20 protein-coding genes and 2 pseudogenes are annotated in these 17169 nt (G+C 68.4%); 12 read left to right on the top strand and 10 right to left on the bottom strand.

Annotated elements, in window-relative coordinates; translation table 11 throughout:
• Positions 1 to 98 precede the first annotated feature (98 nt).
• Together ABD363_RS04990 and ABD363_RS04985 are read left to right on the top strand one after the other, a co-directional pair.
• Positions 99 to 593: a MarR family winged helix-turn-helix transcriptional regulator gene (locus tag ABD363_RS04990; RefSeq protein ID WP_344600113.1), complete on the top strand. Its 495-nt coding sequence runs from the start codon at positions 99 to 101 to the stop codon at positions 591 to 593.
• A complete protein-coding gene (locus ABD363_RS04985) occupies positions 590 to 1030 on the top strand; it encodes a MarR family transcriptional regulator (protein WP_344600112.1) in 441 nt (146 codons plus the stop codon). Before ABD363_RS04990 ends, ABD363_RS04985 begins: the two co-directional genes overlap by 4 nt.
• 686 nt (positions 1031 to 1716) lie before the next feature.
• Here ABD363_RS04985 and ABD363_RS04980 read toward each other — a convergent pair.
• The 3 genes from ABD363_RS04980 to ABD363_RS04970 all read right to left on the bottom strand — a co-directional run bounded on the left by ABD363_RS04980 (position 1717) and on the right by ABD363_RS04970 (position 4288).
• A complete protein-coding gene (locus ABD363_RS04980) occupies positions 1717 to 1854 on the bottom strand; it encodes a hypothetical protein (protein ID WP_344600111.1) in 138 nt (45 codons plus the stop codon).
• A 296-nt stretch (positions 1855 to 2150) separates the two neighbouring features.
• A complete protein-coding gene (locus ABD363_RS04975; protein ID WP_344600110.1) occupies positions 2151 to 3560 on the bottom strand; it encodes a hypothetical protein in 1410 nt (469 codons plus the stop codon).
• 290 nt (positions 3561 to 3850) lie between these two features.
• Entirely contained in the window at positions 3851 to 4288 is a 438-nt protein-coding gene (locus tag ABD363_RS04970; RefSeq protein WP_344600161.1) for a hypothetical protein, read from the bottom strand.
• Between ABD363_RS04970 and ABD363_RS04965 the strand changes: the two genes are divergently transcribed.
• The 4 genes from ABD363_RS04965 (at position 4184) to ABD363_RS04950 (ending at position 7759) form a co-directional block, all read left to right on the top strand.
• Entirely contained in the window at positions 4184 to 4627 is a 444-nt protein-coding gene (locus ABD363_RS04965) for a helicase associated domain-containing protein (RefSeq protein WP_344600155.1), read from the top strand. The two genes, ABD363_RS04970 and ABD363_RS04965, sit on opposite strands and share 105 nt — an antisense overlap.
• A 549-nt stretch (positions 4628 to 5176) precedes the next feature.
• Positions 5177 to 6196, top strand: a complete 1020-nt coding sequence (locus ABD363_RS04960) for an AraC family transcriptional regulator (protein ID WP_344600109.1) — start codon at positions 5177 to 5179, stop codon at positions 6194 to 6196.
• Between the two features lie 503 nt (positions 6197 to 6699).
• Positions 6700 to 6864: a hypothetical protein gene (locus tag ABD363_RS04955; RefSeq protein ID WP_344600108.1), complete on the top strand. Its 165-nt coding sequence runs from the start codon at positions 6700 to 6702 to the stop codon at positions 6862 to 6864.
• 76 nt (positions 6865 to 6940) lie between these two features.
• Positions 6941 to 7759, top strand: a complete 819-nt coding sequence (locus tag ABD363_RS04950) for a hypothetical protein (protein ID WP_344600107.1) — start codon at positions 6941 to 6943, stop codon at positions 7757 to 7759.
• Positions 7760 to 7791: 32 nt separating this feature from the next.
• Here the strand turns inward: ABD363_RS04950 and ABD363_RS04945 are convergent, their stop codons facing one another.
• Entirely contained in the window at positions 7792 to 7935 is a 144-nt protein-coding gene (locus ABD363_RS04945; protein WP_344600106.1) for a hypothetical protein, read from the bottom strand.
• A 390-nt stretch (positions 7936 to 8325) separates the two neighbouring features.
• Positions 8326 to 8457 (bottom strand): hypothetical protein, encoded by a 132-nt coding sequence (locus ABD363_RS04940; RefSeq protein WP_344600105.1) that lies wholly within the window; start codon positions 8455 to 8457, stop codon positions 8326 to 8328.
• Here ABD363_RS04940 and ABD363_RS32750 point away from each other — a divergent pair.
• The 3 genes and pseudogenes from ABD363_RS32750 to ABD363_RS04930 form a co-directional block, all read left to right on the top strand.
• A pseudogene (locus ABD363_RS32750) lies at positions 8399 to 8680 on the top strand (DUF8189 domain-containing protein); the annotation flags it as partial. The gene ABD363_RS04940 and the pseudogene ABD363_RS32750 overlap by 59 nt on opposite strands.
• A 178-nt stretch (positions 8681 to 8858) precedes the next feature.
• Complete coding sequence (locus tag ABD363_RS04935; protein ID WP_344600104.1) at positions 8859 to 9479, top strand: DUF8189 domain-containing protein; 621 nt, start codon at positions 8859 to 8861, stop codon at positions 9477 to 9479.
• Between the two features lie 304 nt (positions 9480 to 9783).
• Positions 9784 to 10296 (top strand): hypothetical protein, encoded by a 513-nt coding sequence (locus tag ABD363_RS04930; RefSeq protein WP_344600103.1) that lies wholly within the window; start codon positions 9784 to 9786, stop codon positions 10294 to 10296.
• Here the strand turns inward: ABD363_RS04930 and ABD363_RS04925 are convergent.
• Positions 10238 to 11050 carry an IS5 family transposase gene (locus ABD363_RS04925; RefSeq protein ID WP_344600102.1) on the bottom strand — a complete coding sequence of 271 codons (813 nt, stop codon included), beginning with the start codon at positions 11048 to 11050 and terminating at the stop codon, positions 10238 to 10240. The genes ABD363_RS04930 and ABD363_RS04925 overlap by 59 nt on opposite strands.
• Positions 11051 to 11312: 262 nt before the next feature.
• The gene (locus ABD363_RS04920; RefSeq protein WP_344600101.1) at positions 11313 to 11969 is read right to left on the bottom strand and encodes a class I SAM-dependent methyltransferase; all 657 of its coding nucleotides are present in this window, start codon (positions 11967 to 11969) and stop codon (positions 11313 to 11315) included.
• A gap of 205 nt (positions 11970 to 12174) precedes the next feature.
• On the opposite strand from ABD363_RS04920, the gene ABD363_RS04915 reads away from it, so the two are divergent.
• Positions 12175 to 13170: an IS630 family transposase gene (locus ABD363_RS04915; protein WP_344600100.1), complete on the top strand. Its 996-nt coding sequence runs from the start codon at positions 12175 to 12177 to the stop codon at positions 13168 to 13170.
• 236 nt (positions 13171 to 13406) lie between these two features.
• Positions 13407 to 14519 carry an ABC transporter substrate-binding protein gene (locus ABD363_RS04910; protein WP_344600099.1) on the top strand — a complete coding sequence of 371 codons (1113 nt, stop codon included), beginning with the start codon at positions 13407 to 13409 and terminating at the stop codon, positions 14517 to 14519.
• Between the two features lie 52 nt (positions 14520 to 14571).
• Here the strand turns inward: ABD363_RS04910 and ABD363_RS04905 are convergent, their stop codons facing one another.
• From ABD363_RS04905 to ABD363_RS04895, 3 genes and pseudogenes are all read right to left on the bottom strand, one after another.
• A complete protein-coding gene (locus ABD363_RS04905; RefSeq protein WP_425577939.1) occupies positions 14572 to 14925 on the bottom strand; it encodes a transposase in 354 nt (117 codons plus the stop codon).
• Between the two features lie 18 nt (positions 14926 to 14943).
• Positions 14944 to 15148 (bottom strand): annotated as a pseudogene (locus ABD363_RS32545) (IS5 family transposase); the annotation flags it as partial.
• Between the two features lie 452 nt (positions 15149 to 15600).
• On the bottom strand, positions 15601 to 15948 hold the full coding sequence (locus ABD363_RS04895; RefSeq protein WP_344600098.1) for a hypothetical protein: 348 nt from the start codon (positions 15946 to 15948) through the stop codon (positions 15601 to 15603).
• Between the two features lie 130 nt (positions 15949 to 16078).
• Here ABD363_RS04895 and ABD363_RS04890 point away from each other — a divergent pair, with 130 nt between their 5' ends.
• Positions 16079 to 17119, top strand: coding sequence for a pentapeptide repeat-containing protein (locus ABD363_RS04890; RefSeq protein WP_344600097.1), 1041 nt, complete (start codon positions 16079 to 16081; stop codon positions 17117 to 17119).
• Positions 17120 to 17169: the final 50 nt, after the last annotated feature.

The following is a 17169-nucleotide window of genomic DNA, read 5'->3' as shown; positions in this document are numbered from 1 at the left end:
GTTCTCCCGGCAGTCCGTCACGGTGCTGCCCTGGGTGCGCCGCCGCATCCGCCGGAAAATAGTAGCCATGTACATAATAGCCATGTAATCTATTGGCCGTGAGTAAGAGTTCACCGGGCCCCACGCCTGGTTTCCTGGTGTGGCGGCTCGCCAACAAGTGGCGCGTCGCGGTCGATCGCGCAGTGGCTCCGCTGGGCCTCACCCACGCGCAGTATTCGCTCGTCGCGTCGCTGCACGGCATGCAGCGCGCCGGCGAGCGCCCCAGTCAGCGCCGGCTCGCCGACCACACCGGCCTGGAGGCGCTGTACGTCTCGAAGCTGGCGCGCGCCCTGGAGTCGGCCGGCCTGATCGAACGCACCCGCGACCCCCGCGACCCCCGCGCCGTACAGCTTGCCCTCACCGAGCAGGGTCAGGCCGTCACGCGGCAGGCCATCACGGTGGTCCAGGAACTGCTTCAGCAGTTGCTGGAGCCGCTCGGCGGCCTCGACGCCCCACGGGCGCGCGCGTTCACCGACGAGCTGACGACCCTGCTCGACGCGCCTCTCGCTCCATCCCTACCGAACCGCAAGAACACTCAGGGGACAACACCATGACCAACACCGCACCCGCAGCCGACGCCCGCGCCCTCGGCCTGGCCCACTACGCCGCCCGCGGCGTCCTCGAGCACGTCCTGGCCCGGCACGGCATCACGTTTCAGCAGCAGATCGCCCTGCGCGCCGCCCTCACCGCTGACGCCCCGCAGACGCCGGACGATCTCGTCGCCCAGGTCCAGAGCTCCCTCAAGACCGATCCGGCCGACATCCGCGCCACCGTCGACGAACTGCTGGCCAAGCAGTTGCTCGTCGAGGACGGCGCGCGCCTTCACCCCACGGACGCAGGACGCGAGCTGATCGCCGCCGCCGGCGCGGAGACCGCCCCCATCTCCGCCCGCATCTGGGGCGGGATACCCGCCGAAGACCTCGCCGCAGCCGGCCGCGTCCTCGCCCTGGTCACCGAACGCGCGAACGCGGAGCTTGAAGCATTGACCTGACGGCCTGTCAATGTAATGCCGAAGTAGATGCCGACGCATTCATCTCCGAGGGACGACCCGGCGGTGTCCGACCGGGGGACGGGTCGGCGCTGCCGTCGCCGTCCCAAAGAACGTCAGCCGTGCGGCGAGGTGTGCCGACGACTCGGGCCGGTCCGGTCCCGCCCGGGGAGTCCGGCCGTGGCTGCGTGTCCCGGCGCCGCAACGCTGCGGCGGTGCCCCGCAGCCGGCCCGTCGTACGCCGGGCGGGAGCTCCCGCCCGGTTCATGCCCGGCCTGCCGGGAGTACCACCCCTGGACGGAAAGCACCGCCGGTTGGTGATGGCCGCCCTCGACCCCATGCTCGAGCCGGCGACCTTCGTGAACCCGAGTTCCGTCTCCCTGCGCAGGACGGCGGCGTCCGCGGCAGCCTCGGCGATCATGAGCGGTGGCATGGCCGTGATCCCCGCCCCTGCGACCGCCCGACACCGCCGCCGGGGTCAACGGCCGAAAGCGGCCTCGCCCCTGAGGCAAGAGCTCCGGCAAACCGGGACCAGCGCCGAGGTCACGGCCGGTGTTCCGAAGAGCCTGGCCGGACCGGCGTGTTCGGGCGGACGGCCGGCGTCGAGTCCCGCGGGGGCGCTGCGAAGTGGCCGGCGGGCGCTGGCCCGGGGTGCGGGTGGTCCCGGGCGGGCGGCCGTGCTCGGGCGGTCAGATGCTCTGATGCGGGCCGCCGTGTCGGAGCCGGTCGACGAGGGCGAGGAAGTAGAAGCCGGTCACCTTCAGCGGGAGTGCCGCTCGATGGACCGCTGTCTGCCCGGGGTCCTGCTGAGCGGTGGATTCTGCCACGGGCCGTGCTCCTTGCTGTGGTGATGGAGAAAAACGGCGACCATCGTGCGGACGGGGCCGGTGCCTGCACGCACCGGGGCGGTGCAGGTGGAGGACCCGCCGGCATCGGTCGCCGGGATGCCGGCCGCCCGTGCCCGCGCCGCCCGTGCCCCGCGTGGTCCGGCCCGGACACCGGCTGCCGCCGGACGTGCGTGTCGCCCCGGACGCGGCTGGTCAGGCGATGGCGTGCTCGCCGCCTGCCTGCCGCCCCGCGGCGGCGCGGAGGCCTGGTCCGGCAGACAGCGGACGAAGGGTGATCAGCCCGCCAGCAGGCGCCCGAGGCCGGGGGCTCCGGTGGTGGAGACGCCGGTGCCCGCGGGGGTGATGCCGGGGGTGCCGCTGGGAGCGATGCCCCCGTCCGAGCGGAGGTAGGCGACGGCACCATCACCGGAGTTCTCGCCGGGGACGCCGACGACGAGGTCCTCGTTGCGGTCGTTGTTGGTGTCGGCGATGTGGACGGCACCGCCGAAGTGGTCGCCGGTCTCGTCGCTGCCCGCGACACCCGTGCTGCTCTGTGCGAAGAACTGAGGGTCCGTCCCGGCCATGGGCCTCGCGCCGATGAGCCCTTCGGGCCCGCCGTAGAGGAAGGTGACGGCACCGGTTCCGGTGGCGCCGCCCAGGCTCTCACCAGGGGCGCCGATGGCGAGGTTCTGGTAACCGTAGCCGGCGCGACTGACCGAGAGCGAGGCGCCGAAGCGGTCCCCCGCCTCGCTGGTGCCGGGGATGCCGGGCATGTCCTGTGTGATGGTGTACGAGGGGGTGGCCGAGGGTGCGTTCTCGGCGCCGTTGTAGACGCGGACGACGCCCCCGTCCTGGTCGGGGGAACCGATGGCGACATCCTGGCGCCCGTCGTGGTCGAAGTCGCCGATGGCGGCGGAGCCGCCGGACGGCAGCCTGGTGGCGCTGGTGCCGTTCAGGCCAAGGGCGGCGCCGAGGACGTAGTACGTGGTGGGCCCGGTGACGACGAGGTCGGCGATCACGTCGCCGCCACCGATATTGCCGGCGGTCAGCGATACCGGAGCCGTCGTGACCCAGGACGGCGGGACGAAGCGGTAGCTGCCGCCCGTCGCACCCGACTTGCTGAACCCTCCCCGGTAGACGTCGATGGTGGGGGCGGTCGAGCCGATGGCCAGGTCCGGCTTCTCGTCGCTGTCGGCGAGCGCGGTCAGCACGCGCCCGAACTTGTCGTGCGACGAGGGTGCCGGGTCGCTGATCGTCGTACCGCTGGTGAAGCCGGCCTCGGAACCCCACAGGATGGCGACGGTCCCGCCGTCGGTGTCGGTGCCGACGTCCTCGCCGGGGGCGCCGACGGCGAGGTCACCGTAGCCGTCGCCGTTGAAGTCCTCGACCGCGATGGCACCGCCGAAGCCGTCCCCGCTCTCGGCGGTGCCGGGGACACCGGTGCTGTCCTGGCTGATGACGACGCTCCTGGCAGAGGACGGGTCGCCCACACCGCCGTAGACGATGACGACTTGGCCGGCACCCGAGCGTCCGCCCACGTGGGCGCCGGGGGCGGCGACGGCGATGTCGCGGTAGCCGTCGCCGTTGAAGTCCCCGTGCGCTCCCGGGACGAGCGCGGCGGCGCTGCCCGCCGTGGCGGCGAGAAGCCCGCCGGCCAGTGCCGCTGCCGCGGCGGTGGCCAAGACGGTACGGAAGTGGTGGTGCACGCGGAGTCTCCTGCTGCTGGTCGATCACCCGCATTGTCCGGAGTCGCCTCCCTGACATGCGGCTTTGGCGAAAAGGAGACCGCTGAGCGGGATCAACGGTTGTACGGACTCTCCATGAGGAGGAGAGGCCGTCATGAGCCGAAGCCACCGGCCACCCATCGCCGCCCGGATCGCGAGACACCCTACGACGATGGGGGCGGCCCTGGGGCGCAGTTCAGGCAGCTTCACTGGTAGGACCGAAGGACCGTGGCCTGTCGGTGTCGGCACGGGCCCTGCTGAAGTCCTCCACGTCACGCGACCCCGCCGCCCTGGCCGCGTTCATCAACCCGCGCGTGATCAGCCCCGGGCACGAGCACCGGCGGCGCAGCGTGGAGGCCGTCGTCGTCCACGCCCGTGAGCACGGCGGTCCGAAGCTGCCGTTCACGTACCGCGTGCCCGGCCACGGCGACCGGGCGGCCGGAACCGAGGGCTGGACGGCCGCGCTCGTCGGGTTCCCGCTCGGGCAGCGGATCGCCGACGCCCGCCGCTTCCACGCCCGCGGCGACATGGACGAGGACCGCGTCCAGCAGGTGGACATGCTGGGCGTGATGTGGTCCCACCACGACGTCGCGTGGGAGGAGGGCCTGGCTGCCGCGCGCGGGTGGGCCGCCGAACACGGCCATCTGCTCGTGCCGCTGGACGCCACCCACCAGGGATACCGGGTCGGGATCTGGCTGATGAACCAGCAAGCCGCCGCCGGGCCGCGGAGATCGAGCAGCGGCGGGCCGAAGGCCTGCCGGTTCAGTCGGCGGCCGGGGCGCTGCCGCAGGAGCGGCGCGAACAGCTGGAGGACATCGACTCCGCTTGGTGCCCGACCTGACCCGTGGAATGGCAACGCTGCTTCCACCTGGTACGGCTACACCTGGCGGCCGGCGGCGAGCTGTCCACGTCACCGGGCGCGGTCGTGCACCAGAGCGAGGACCTCGGCCGATGGGTACGCTCGGTCCGCCTCGGCCGGGACAGCCTCACCACCGCGCAACAGTGGATGTGCCAACACGTCCTCGGCATGCGGTGGGCATAGCGTGTAGACGCGGCGGTGAGTGGTGTATACGTGCAGGATGTCGCCCATGGCTCATCCGTGCCGGCTGGATTCTTCCCGATGCCGGAGACCGCGTTGAAGCGCAGCATGGGCCCGCGCTCGCTCAGTTGGACCCTGTTGAGCGCGGCATGCCGGTCCGGGTGCCCGATGACGACCTGTTCGCACCTGTCCGATGCGGTCGAAGACCTGCGGCATGGGCGGGACCTCGGGTGAGGTGCTGGGATACTCCTGCCTTCTGCTACGAGTTCTCCGGGGTGGCCGTGTTGTACTCCCCGATAGCGGTGGAGATGGTGCTGTGCGGCAAGGTCCCGGCGTGGGAGTGGGAGAGAGTGGGAGCGCAACTGGCCGTGGCCGTTGCCTGGTAGGGGCCGATGCGGGTACGGCGAGGTAGCGCGAAGACGGCTGTTCCATCCACGCCACCGCCCACTCGGCAGCGCCCACCGCGCCTGGGCGGACAATGCACCCAGAAGAACCGAGGCGATCACCGGCGTGGACAAGGGTCGGTACGAGGCCTCGGTGGAGTTCGAAGTTGAGAGTGATGATCGGTACCACATTCCGCAGTGAGAACGTTCCGGCCGGAGTACGGTTCGACGCCTGGCGGGAGTTGCTCGACCGCAGCCGTTCCAGTGAGAGCTCCAGTGATCACGCAACCGACTTCTGGGCGGAGTGCCGGCTGATGGAGCTGGGTCCCGTGACGGTATTGCCCCTGTCGTGTGCGCCAACACGCTACTGGCGCGACGCGCAGATGATACGCCGGTCGGCCCCAGAGCGCTTTCACCTGTCGCTGCTGCTCCAGGGTGACATGACCTTGGTCTGTGACGGGCGGGCCGAAACGTTCCGCCCCGGTGATCTGCATCTGGTCGACAGCTCACGGCCGTACGACCTGCGGCTGGCAGCCGACCATCATGGCCGGGTGATCACAGGAATCGGTGTCGACCTCCCCAAGGTGCTCCTGCCCCTGCCTCCGCACCGCATCCGTGAGCTGCTGGGGCGCAGGTTGCCCGGCCGTGAGGGTGTCGGAGCGCTGCTCACACAATTCATCACCGGACTTGAGCGCCAGGCCGACTCTCTCCAGTCGACCGACGCACCGCGCCTGGGCACAGTCGTACTCGACCTGCTGTCAGCCTGGTTCGCCCAACTCCTGGACGCGAATACTGCCCTAACACCGGAGACTCAGCGGAACGTCCTGGAGGAACACATCCTGACGTTCATCAGGCAGAACCTCCACGACCCGGAGCTGACTCCTCCAGTGATCGCCGCCGCCCATCACATCTCCCTGAGCTACCTCCACCGCGTTTTCCGGCGGTCGCAGGGCGAGACGGTCGCCGCATGGATCCGTGGACAGCGGCTCGAGGCCGCTCGCCGCGACTTGGCCGACCCGGCGCTGCGCGGTACACCGATTTATGCCATCGCTGCACGCTGGGGCTTGCCCCGCGCGTCCGACTTCACTCGCGCCTTCCTCGCTGCCTATGGATCTCCTCCCAGCGAGTTCCGTCACCAGGCCCTGTCCGCGTTCGGTCACGGGCATGTACCGGAAACATGCGGTGCCGTGGTGTAGACGCAATGCCAACACCGAAGCCATGCAGGACGCAGCTACGAGAGCACAACCTTGTGTACCGCATGCGTGGGTCAGGTGCGGGCCTCTTGCTCATGAGCGGGTATAACGAGGCTTTTCACGGCCTTTCCGCATTGGTGAGGGCCCAGGTAGGCGGGTTCGAGGTTGAGTGCGGCGAGGTCGGTGATGGCCGAGTCGCAGCGGCCCGTCAGGCGGTATATCACGCTGGGCGAGGGCCCCAGGGAGCGCCAGATCGCGGTTGGTGAAGTCGGTGACGGCCTGGCTGGCCCGAGCTTGGCCGACTTCGGACCGGGCCGGGTCTGCCAGGACTTGCATCAGTTGGGACATGCATCCCTCGGTGACCACGGCCACGAGCATCGGCTGGGACTGAGCGGCCGTGCGTGTCCTCCACGCCTCCCTGGCCTCGGATCCGTCGCGCCCGACTCCCGACGAGTGCCAGCCCCTTGCCCGGCCTGCTGTCGGCTCACACCGTTCCCGCCGGCGATTTGAAACATTTCCCCGCCGAGCCCGCCGACCAGGACGTGGACGTCTTCCTGTTCCTGCGTGCCGCCCCCGACCGGGAGGCCATGAGCCGGGTGCGGGCGCTCCTGCGCCGTGCACGCTCCCCACTGCCCGCCCTCGGTTACGGCGTGGCGGACTTGCTGCACTGACCGCCCGTCTGCCTGCACCCGCCTGCTCGCGTCCACGCCCCGGCCCAGCATGCCCGCCCCGCCCAGGAGGTCTGCCATGTCACGTACCACCTCGCAACGCACCGTCCGACTCGCCGTATTGACCGGCGTCACGGTGCTCACCATGACCGCCGCCTATGCGGTGACCCAGTACGCCGACGCCTCACAAACTCCGGCACCGCCCGCCTCAACCGCAGCCAACAGGCAGGTGACCGCCCCGGCCGCGCAACAGTCCGCGAGGCCGACGTCACACACCAGTGTCACACCCGCAAATCCCGCCTCAACGCTAACGCCCACCCAGGGTCCTTCCCAGGCACCTGAACACGCCGAGGACACGACGCTGGCGGCGAGTCGCGTCGATTCCACTCAGCTTCCCGACAGCGCAGAGCAGAAGTGGAAGGAGCTGGCACCGCCCAGCACCCGGAAGCTGAGCCAGGACTTCCAGCTCAACGAGTGCGTGAAGGTCCACGGGGCCACGGCCTGGCAACAGCAGGGGTTCATCAGCGCGCACAAGACGCCCGCTGTCCAGGACTCCCTCGCCTTCCAGGACGAAGCATCGGCCCGATCCGCCTTCCGCCAAGTCCTCGCCGATATGGACACCTGCGAAGCCACCAGCCGGAATTTGCAGAAGCGATACGGTCTGTCCGCCGACGTCGAGGTCGGACGGACCGCCACCGTCACCGACGGCGCCGCGTGGTCGCGCACCTGGACAGCTGTGGAGGGACTGTCGGCGCCCGGGGCACAGGCCAATCACATCTACGCCGTCCAGCGTGGCGCCGTACTCGTCCTGCTGCATTTCGACGAGTGGGACACAGTCACCCCTCGCACCTACGACCCGGCAGGTGACGCCGACGTCCTGGCGACACTGAGCCGATGACCGCGCCCCATCTCACCCCTTTCGCATCCACGTCAGGAGACATCCGTGTCCGTCAGCCGTTCCGCCATTCTGCGCTGCACCACCACCCTGATGACCGCCGGGCTCGCAGTCACCATGCTGTCCGCCGTCACGGCGGCCCCAGCCCAGGCCGCCTCGCCCATCGGCGGGAAGATCACCCGCAGTGAGATCCTCTCCCGGGCCCAGTACTGGGTGGACGAAAACGTCCCCTACAACCAGGCCGGCTACTACCCCGACCCGCAGGGCACCAAGTACCGCGAGGACTGCTCGGGTTACGTCTCGATGGCCTGGCACGCCGACCAGTCGTACACGACCTGGACGCTGCCCGGCATCTCCACCGACATCAGCAACTCCCAACTCCTGGCCGGTGACGCGCTCAACTACGAGGACGCGCACGTCGTCCTGTTCGGCGGCTGGCAGGACAAGGCGGCGGGCACGTTCACGTACTTCGCGGAGAACAATCCCTCCGTGCTGACCAACAAGTACACCGCGAACATCAACGGCAGCTCGCTGGCGGGCTGGCCCACCAGTTACTACCAGGCCATCCGCTACGACAACGTCGTCGACGACCCGGCGCAGCCGACCGCCACCGGCTTCAACGACGGGCAGGGCACCCTGTCCATCGCCCACACCCGCGACGGGCAGCTGGACGCCTTCATCACCCAGTCCAACGGTGCCATCGCGCGCAACATGGAAACGACCCCGTCCGGTGGCTGGAGCGGCTGGGCGTCGGGCTTCGCCGGGGAAAACACCGCCAAGAGCGTCGTCACCGGGGTCCACCCCAACGGCCGGGTGGAGGTCTTCGCCCTCCAGACCAACGGAGGCGTCGCCCGTAGGTACCAGACCAGCCCCTACGGTGCCTGGAGCGACTGGGAGGCCTTCGCGCCGGCGAACTCGGCCACCCAGATCAAGGTGGCTCGCCACTCGGACGGCCGTCTGAGCGTGTTCATGCTCCAGACCAACGGCGGCATTGCACGCAAGTATGAGACCAGCGTGGGGGGGCTCTTGGAGCGACTGGACGTCCTTCGCGCCGGCGAATGCCGCCTCCTCCTTCACGGTCGGCACACACGCCGACGGCAGAATGGATGTCTTTGCGGTCCAGACCAACGGCGGCGTCGCCCATATCGCCGAGACCGAGGCCTCCCGCGGGTGGGGCGACTGGACAGGCTTCGCCGACGCCGACGCCGCTGGCACCGCGCTGTCGGCCGGTTCCGGCAGCAACATCGCCGTGGCCAATCAGAAGGATGGACGGCTGAATGTCTTCATTGTCCAGTCCAGCGGCGGTGTCTCCCGCAATTACGAGACGAGCGTCAACGGTTCGTGGAGCGGCTGGAAGGGCTTCGCCTCCGCCGGCACCGTCATGACCGCGGCCCCGCGGGCAGGTGTCACCCCCGTCAGCGGCAGCAACATCTCGGTGGGCACGCACGACGACGGCCGTCTGGACGTGGTCGTCCTCCAGTCCAATGGCGGCGTCGCACGCAACTACGAAACCAGCCCTGGCGGCTCCTTCAGCGGCTGGGAGGTACTGGCGGGCTCCGGAGTCGCCGCGTCGGTGGAAGCGACGTCCCACTCCGACGGCCGGTTCGACATCTTCGTCACGCAGACCAATGGCGGCCTCTCGCGCAACTACGAAACCAGCCCGGGCGGTTCCTTCTCCGGCTGGAAAGGCTTCGCCCCGGCCGGCGCGGTGAAGACGTACTGACCCCCCGCAACCGTCACCCACCGCCCGCCGACAACCGGGGCCCGCAGCACATCCGCTCCGGCCCCGGTGCGCATCTCTCCCGCCTGTCACCAGGTGTCACTTCCTGTCTGAAGATCCACCATTGACCGGGTCCTGTCTCACATTCGGTGGTGCCGGAGAGTGCCGTTACCCGAGCAGGATGCGGTGGCGTAAGAGGCTGTTGTCTTTCCGTACTTGATCATGAAGTTTCTGCTGGTCAGGCATAGTTTCGTGACTTGTGTAGCAGGCAGCACTCGTCGTGTCGGTGCGGTCGTGGAGGTTCGGGATGCCGTCGGTGATCGGGTTGTTGGAGAAGCGGGAACGGGCAGCTGCTCAGCGGGTGGAGGTCCTGCGGGTGGAGGCGGACCGGGTTCTGGCCGCGTTGCGGGATGCCGAGTTGGACTGGGAGCGGTTCGTCGTCTCACGGGAGACCGTTGTCGAGGTGCTCGCCGGCCCGGACGGTGCGGGGAAGGCGGACGAGTCAACTCCCGGGAATCCTGAGCCGTCGCCGTCGCCGTCGCCGGGTACGGTGCCGGGGTCGGTGGTGCCTGCGTGGAGCGAAGGGCTCACGGTGTCGGTGCTGTCGCCGGAGTATCAGCGCATCATGGCGCATCTGGCTGCCGCCCCTGCGGCATTGAGCTGCAAGGAGTTGGCCGCGGGGCTGGGGGTGGAGTTGGTGGCGGTGAAACTGGAGGAAGTGCGGTCCAAGGCGAACCGGCTGGTGCGGCGGGGCTGGCTGGTCAAGGAGCCGTCGGGGCGGTTCGCGCTTGCTCAGGACCTGCGAAGCGGCGGATCATGAGCATCGTCATCGACCAGCGGATCATGGCCTTGCTGGTGCCGGGCCGCCGCTCGTAGTCGCGGGCCAGGCGGCGGGAGCGCAGCAGCCAGGCGAAAGATCGTTCCACGCACCAGCGGCGCGGCAGGACGCGGAAGCCCGAGACGTCGTCGGTCCGCTTGACCACGGTGACGACCAGGTGCAGAGCGGCCAGGGCCCAGGCGATCAGAACTCCGGTATAGCCGCCATCGGCCCACAATTTCGTGACCGTGGGGAACGGTGTCCGCAGGGCGGGCAGCATGTCGGTGGCCGCCTGCCGATCGGTGACGTCCCCGGCGGTCACGTGGATCATCAGCAGCAGGCCGAGTGTGTCGCAGATCAGGTGCTGGCGTCGCCCATTGATTTTCTTGCCGCCGTCGTAGCCCCGGCTGCCGGCACCGACCACCGCGTCGGCCTTGACGGACTGTGAGTCGATCACCGCGGCACTCGGTTCCGGCTCGCGGCCCGCCGCCTCGCGGACCTTCCCGCGCAGCCGGTCGTGGAACTCGGCGATCAGGCCGGTGTCCCGCCAGCGGCGGAAGAAGGCGTGGACCCGGTCCCAGGGCGGGAAGTCCGCGGGCATCGCCCGCCACTTGATGCCGCCGTCGACCACGTAGAACACGGCATCGAGCATCACGCGGTGGCAGTAGCCCTCCGGCCGCCCGCCCTGGCCCTCCAGCCAGCCGGGTACCGGCAGCAGCGGCCGGATCTTCTGCCACTGATCATCCGTCAGGTCCATATCATAGGCGCGGGCATGGTCGGGCTGGTCGGCCGTGTTCCCGAACCGGTGCGCGAGGCAATCACACGACGGGGTCGCCGAGTTGAGCCACCGGTCTCGACCGCGTACAACAGAGACATCAGGGCCTTCTGGCGTGTTCGTTGTCTCAGCAACTCCGAACTGCGCCAGAGGCCCTGTGTTCATGCGCCGCCACGGCAGAATCACCCGGCCCGACAGCCACTTTCGATCACACCGCACTCAAGATCGATAGGACCACAGCCTCTCAGTCCTGGTGCCACACCAGCGTGTAGCGCCAGAACAGCCGACGGCGCAGTCGTGCCCCGGGCAGTGTGCGTCGGGCTTCGCGGACGATCTCGGGGAAGCTCATGGTCGCTGGACGGACCGGCGCCGTCATCGAGGCCGACAGGGATGCCGTGCGGCCCTTGTTCTTGATCCAGCCCATGGCGGCGTTCAACAAAGTGGCGGCGGCACCGAGCAGATGGTCGCCAGGGGTTTGCGCACGCCAGAGACCGACGACCACCAAAGTCCCTCCGGGCGCCAGGTGCCGGCGGAAGTGGGCGAGGGCGTCGGTGAACGGAAGGTGGTGAAGGGCGGCGACGCAGGTGATGACGTCGTAGGAAGCAGCGGGGACCCCGGTGAGCGCGTCCGCGATGGTGAAGGTCACCGGAGCATCCAAAGGGGTCAGTTCCCGTGCCCGGGCGACGATCGCCGGATCGGAGTCGATTGCGTCCACTGCCGCGGCACGCGTGGCCAGCAGCCTGGCCAGGTCACCGGTGCCGGAGCCGACGTCCAGGGCGGTGCGGAAGCTTCCGGGGAGCTGCCGCATGATCCACCGGTGGTAGTGGGCGTTGTGGTCCCAGGGGTGCGCGGCGTTGAACCGGTCGAGGGCATGCCGAAAGCGGCGCGGCAATGTCGTCATGTGGTGAGTCCATCAGAACCGTCTCCTCGCCGGCGACCCCCGGCATCGAGGAAGCGCCGCCTGAACCTTGGAACAGCGGCCCGACAGGCGCCTGCCGTTCTCATGGACATCGACTTCGGCCGGTCCGGTCCGCCTCCCGACGAGATGAACAACTGCTGTCGCGACCGGTGAACAAAGCCACGCAGGCGGGATACCACTCGCCCCAGTGAGTCTGCAGTCCGCCGCCTGGTCCGACGCGATGAACGCCTCGTCCAGCAAGACGCCCAAACGAATCGAGCAACCACCCGACGCCACCAGTGCGAGCGGCCCAGCAACTCCACGGCGACGGGCAGCCACCGGACGCCCGCCCGAGCTGGACGACGCCCAGGTCGGGAGGGTCTGGGCCGCGTTGGAGCAAGGTGCCCGGGCTCATGGTTTCGAGGCCGACCTGTGGACCCTGGAACGAGTCGGCGCGGTCGTCACCCGGACGACGGGGGTGGTGTCGTCGAGGGCGTCGGTGTGGCGGCTGCTGACCGGCCGGCTCGGATGGAGCCTGCAACGGCCCGGGCGGCGGGCGGTCGAGCGGGACGAGTCGGAGACCGCCCGCTGGATCGCGCACGCATGGCCGCGCATCAAAAAGGGGGCCGTGAACACACGTGCCCGGATCGTCTTCCTCGACGAATCAGGCGTCTGCCTGCTCCCTCGGATCCGCCGCACCCACTCGCCCCGAGGACGGACTCCGCTCCTGCGGCACCGCCTGAACTGGAAGCGCGCGTCAATGGCCGGGGCCTTGGGCCACCACTTCGCCGATCCCGATCGCGGGGCCCGCCTGTGCTTCCACCTCGAGCCCGGCAGCTACGACACCGCCGGACTCATCGAGGTCCTGGAGCAGATGAAGGTGTTCTACCGCGGCGAGCGAGTGGTCCTGGTCTGGGACGGCCTGTCCGCCCACCGGAGCCGGGCGATGCGGGCCCGGGTCGCCGAACAGGACTGGCCCACCCTGGAACGATTACCCGCCTACGCTCCCGAGCTGAACCCGGTGGAACTGCTGTGGTCCTCGCTCAAGAAGCGTGAACTCGCCGACCTCGCCGGCGACCACCTCGCCGATGTCGCCGACGCCACCGAGCAAGGCATCCACCGCATCAACGCCAACCTCCGACTGCCATGGTCATTCCTCGCCCATACCGGCCTGACCATCCGCCCACCACACCCACCGAACTAACGAAAACCTCAGTAGGACGTGTTTCGGAAGTGACCTTCTGAGGTGCAGGCCTTCGCCTGGCAGCTCAGCGAACAAATAATCGGTTGCCTATTGGCGATGGTGGTGGATCCAATGACCGGCATGATCATTGGGGCGCGCCCACCGCGGCGAGACGTGACGAACGCGAACCGCCGACCCCGGCTGGCGCGCGATCCGGGCGGACCGCGACCGCATCGTCCCAGGGGAGACGCCATCCGATGAGCACGCCACCATCGCCGTCCGAGGCGGAGCACACAGACGGGTCATCCGTCCGTCTGGGTGCTCTCGTCCCGCTGACGTGGCCCGGCTGGGTCGAGGCGGGTCGGCACCTGCTCGCAGGACTCGACCTGGCCGTTCGGGAGGTCAACGACGCCGGCGGGATCGACGGCAGACCACTGGAACTGGTGGTCCGGGACACCGCGGCCGATCCGGAGCGGGCCGCGGCGGCCATGGACGAACTGGCCGGCCTGGGCGTGGCCGCCGTGGCGGGCGAGTACCACAGCGTGGTCGCCCGCGCCGCCGCCGCCCGGGCCGACGCCCTCGGCGTGCCGTTCCTCTGCTCATCCGCGGTGCTCGACGCGCTCATCGAGGAGCCGACGGAGTGGGTCGCGCGCCTGGCCCCGGCCCAGTCCCACAGCTGGCGGATCTACGCGGACTTCCTTCTCGGCGCGGGCCGGCGTCGGATCGCCGTGGCGACCCAGCCGAGCGTCTACTGGGCGTCCGGGACCCGCGTCCTGCGGGACCACCTCGCTCCCCGCGGCGGCACCGTCGTCGAACTCGACGCGAACGCGCGCACCCCCGAGGCCCTGTGCGACGCGCTCGTCGACCACGGCGCGACGGCGCTCCTGCTGCTGGTCGGCCATCCGGAGTCGGCGGTGCCGATCGTCAGGGCCGTCCGGGGCGATCAGCGGCTCGCGGAGATCCTGATCGACGCTCCGGCCGGGCAACCGGAGTTCGCGGAATGGGCCGCAGCGCTGGGTGAGGACGGCGCTGGGATCCCGTTCCTGCGCTACCTGCCTGAGCGCCTCGGTCCGCTCGGCGAACGCGTCGGGAAGGAGCTCCGCGAGCGGCTGGGCGAAGCGCCCTCCTTCGTCGCCTTCGAGGGCTGGGACACCGTCGCCGTCCTCACCAAGATGCTGCGTTCCCACGGCACGGACCGGGCGGCCATCGCCGAGTCATGGCCGCGCGTGGCGGTTAAGGGCACCCGCAGGCCGATCCGGTTCTCCCGCACGCCGGGCACCGTCGTTTGGCAATGGGCTTGGGCACCAATCCAAGTCGTTGATCGGGACCCGGCGGAACCCGATCGCTTTCGGTTGCTCCACGCTGGCTGAGAGAGCACGGAAGTCCGACTGCTCAGATCTGTCCGAACTTCGAACGTGCTGGTCACAACCACTCGTTGATGGCGGCGACGAGGGCGGTCGCCTCGTAGTGGACGGCGAGCTTGTCGTACCTCGTGGCGACGGCGCGGTGTCTTTTGAAGCGGTTGATGCCGCACTCCACCGCGTGCCTCTCCTTGTAGTCGGCCTTGTCGAACTTGGGCGGCCGACCGCCGCGCGAGCCGCGTTTCTTGCGGTTGGCCGCCTGGTCGGCCTTGTCTGGGATGGTGCAGCGGATCCCGCGTCGGCGCAGGTAGGCGCGGTTCTTGACAGAGGCGTACGCCTTGTCGGCACGGACCTGGCGAAGCCGGGTACGCGGTCGTCCCGGACCGAGCCGGGGCACCCGGATGCCTTCCAGCACTGCCTCGAACTACGGCGAGTCGCCCCGCTGCCCCGCCGTGATCACAATCGACATCGGCTTCTGCCGCTGCTCGACCGCCAGGTGCAGCTTGGTGGTCAGCCCGCCACGCGAGCGGCCGAGCCCGTGGTCGTCCGGCTCCACGGCGACGCCACCGCGCGGCTCCTTTGGAGATCTCCCTTTTCCGCGCGCCCGCGGCGTGCTGGTGGGCCCGGGCCACGGTGGCCGATGCGCAGGAAGAGGTCGTCGAGTTCACGGTCCCAGGTCGTGTCGGCAAGGTCGTCGGTCACGCGGGAAGGCTGCCCTCGTCACCGCGCAGACAGTTCTCGATGTCATTCGTTGGAGGGGCGGTCCGGCAAGACCGCCCCTGAGGTGCCAGCAGCCAACTACACTCCCAACAATGCCTCTGACCAGGCCAGATAGCGAAACGCTGCTGGAGTACTAGTACCAATGCCGTGTAGTTAGTGCTTGCTGTCCGTTGTCAAGTGGTTCGGGTGGTCAGGATGTCGACGGTGATCGTGGCCTTGTAGCTGGTCCGGTCGACTGTTCCTCGGGCGTTGTACTTGGAGATCGCGCGTTTGACAACGCGGGGTCGGGTGCGGACCCGTCGGGTGGGCAGGAGCTCACCGTAGAAGCGCTGAAGATCAGCGCGCAGCGGCCCGCCGTGGCCTTCGTAAATCAGCTGTCCCAGTCCGGCGCTTTCGGGACCCGCGTCGCCTCCTGCCACAGGTTCACAACCCGCAGGAACATGCCCAGCGGCCACGTCTTCATCTCCGCGCCCATGGCCTTCGAATCGTCGGCGACCAGGAGCAGCAGTTCCCGGAGCTTGGGCTCCAGCTCCAACAGGGCGGCCTGGTTCTTCTCGAACGCCTCCAGCAGGACGCGGGCGGACTTCAGGGCCTCGCTCGGCAGCATGAGCAGGTTCCGCAGGTGCGCGGTGTTGCCCGCGCGGGTCTTCAGTGGCAGCGCCGCGTACTCGGCTTGGGCTTCGGCCATGAGATCGGCGCAGGAAAGTGGCGCGGCCATTGTCCACCAACTCCTTGCATTTTCTGAAAATCAGACAATTCCCTAGTGACTTCCAGATTTCGAGTGGCTAGTCTTGGTCGGCATTCATGAGGGAGAATCTACCCCTTTCGAACAAGCAGGAGCCCGCTACGTGAGCGCATCCGACGAGCCTCAGCCTTCCGGCTGGTGGCGACGCAACCGTGAGCAGTTGATGCCTGAACTTTTCATCGGCCTCATCTTCTCAGTCCTCGTGTCAGGAGTATTCGTCGGCCTGCAACTCTTCATCGAAGACCGGAGATCCGATCGGAATGAGGTGCTGGCAAACGTCCAGTACATTCGCGAGACGGTGCGCGATAGCCCGAACGGAGTCAAGTCGTTCAGGAACATGAACTTACGCAACGCCGACCTGTCAGGACTCGATTTCGGGTGTGACATTACAACTGATGCCCGGCAATCCGGAGCTTCAGGTAATGGCATCGGGTATCGGGAAGCAGATGGAGCCCCGGGCGTAACTTGGTTCGCCAGGAAAACGAATACGTGCGCTGATTTTTCAGGCGCAGACCTCACAGGCGCAACGATTACAGACTCAGATCTCACGGGCGCCGACTTTTCCGATGCCACGCTCGATGGAGCCAAGGTCGAGTCATCGATTGCCATTGCATCCGATTTCACCAGAACCTCGCTGAATGGAACCGAATTCAACAACGTGCTTCTATTGGCAGCGAACATCAATGTCGCTACGGGCGATTTCTCCATCAACTTCAGCCGCCTGGATGGCGCGCAAATCGGCCTGGATGAAGGCAGTGCAGTGCTCGCGGGCACCTCCGTCACCCAGCTCTCGGCCATGACGGGCGAGGGCTCCGAGCTCCGCTGCAGCGGAGGATACTTTTCCTTCAATTATTCGGATCACCCTCGGTTTCACCGACTCACCGCATCACCATCGAAGACAATCCCCGTTCTGTGTGACGCAGCCGACAGGAAAACGTTTTTCGAACGCGAATGCATGGCGCGTCGCTACGGTGTCGACCCTGGAAAAGAACATCGACATCCGTGCGGCGCATTTTCCACCCTTCCCGGCGAGGTTCCTTCCAGGATCTCATACGAGTGGAACCACTACACGAAACGCGATCTCGTGAATTACTGGAATAGGATCCTGACGGCCGAACCGCCCATTGCCGCGATCGACCCCTAGTGCCAATGCCACGTATTTGGGTGTTGGGTCGACGCGTCAAGTCACCTGAA

The organism is Streptomyces glaucus, assembly GCF_039533365.1.
Lineage (GTDB): Bacteria > Actinomycetota > Actinomycetes > Streptomycetales > Streptomycetaceae > Streptomyces > Streptomyces glaucus.
The sequence above is the reverse complement of the archived record's forward strand: the minus strand, read 5'-3'. Positions and strand labels throughout refer to the sequence as shown.

Excerpts from the sequence above, each read along its gene's own strand:
- ABD363_RS04985 (WP_344600112.1), top strand. The coding sequence starts at position 590 with ATGACCAACACCGCACCCGCAGCCGACGCCCGCGCCCTCGGCCTGGCC.
- ABD363_RS04895 (WP_344600098.1), bottom strand. The coding sequence starts at position 15,948 with ATGGCCGCGCCACTTTCCTGCGCCGATCTCATGGCCGAAGCCCAAGCC.
- ABD363_RS04920 (WP_344600101.1), bottom strand. The coding sequence starts at position 11,969 with ATGACGACATTGCCGCGCCGCTTTCGGCATGCCCTCGACCGGTTCAAC.
- ABD363_RS04950 (WP_344600107.1), top strand. The coding sequence starts at position 6,941 with ATGTCACGTACCACCTCGCAACGCACCGTCCGACTCGCCGTATTGACC.
- ABD363_RS04910 (WP_344600099.1), top strand. The coding sequence starts at position 13,407 with ATGAGCACGCCACCATCGCCGTCCGAGGCGGAGCACACAGACGGGTCA.
- ABD363_RS04940 (WP_344600105.1), bottom strand. The coding sequence starts at position 8,457 with ATGGCACCGTTGGACTGGGTGATGAAGGCGTCCAGCTGCCCGTCGCGG.
- ABD363_RS04960 (WP_344600109.1), top strand. The coding sequence starts at position 5,177 with ATGATCGGTACCACATTCCGCAGTGAGAACGTTCCGGCCGGAGTACGG.
- ABD363_RS04935 (WP_344600104.1), top strand. The coding sequence starts at position 8,859 with ATGGATGTCTTTGCGGTCCAGACCAACGGCGGCGTCGCCCATATCGCC.
- ABD363_RS04925 (WP_344600102.1), bottom strand. The coding sequence starts at position 11,050 with ATGGACCTGACGGATGATCAGTGGCAGAAGATCCGGCCGCTGCTGCCG.
- ABD363_RS04930 (WP_344600103.1), top strand. The coding sequence starts at position 9,784 with ATGCCGTCGGTGATCGGGTTGTTGGAGAAGCGGGAACGGGCAGCTGCT.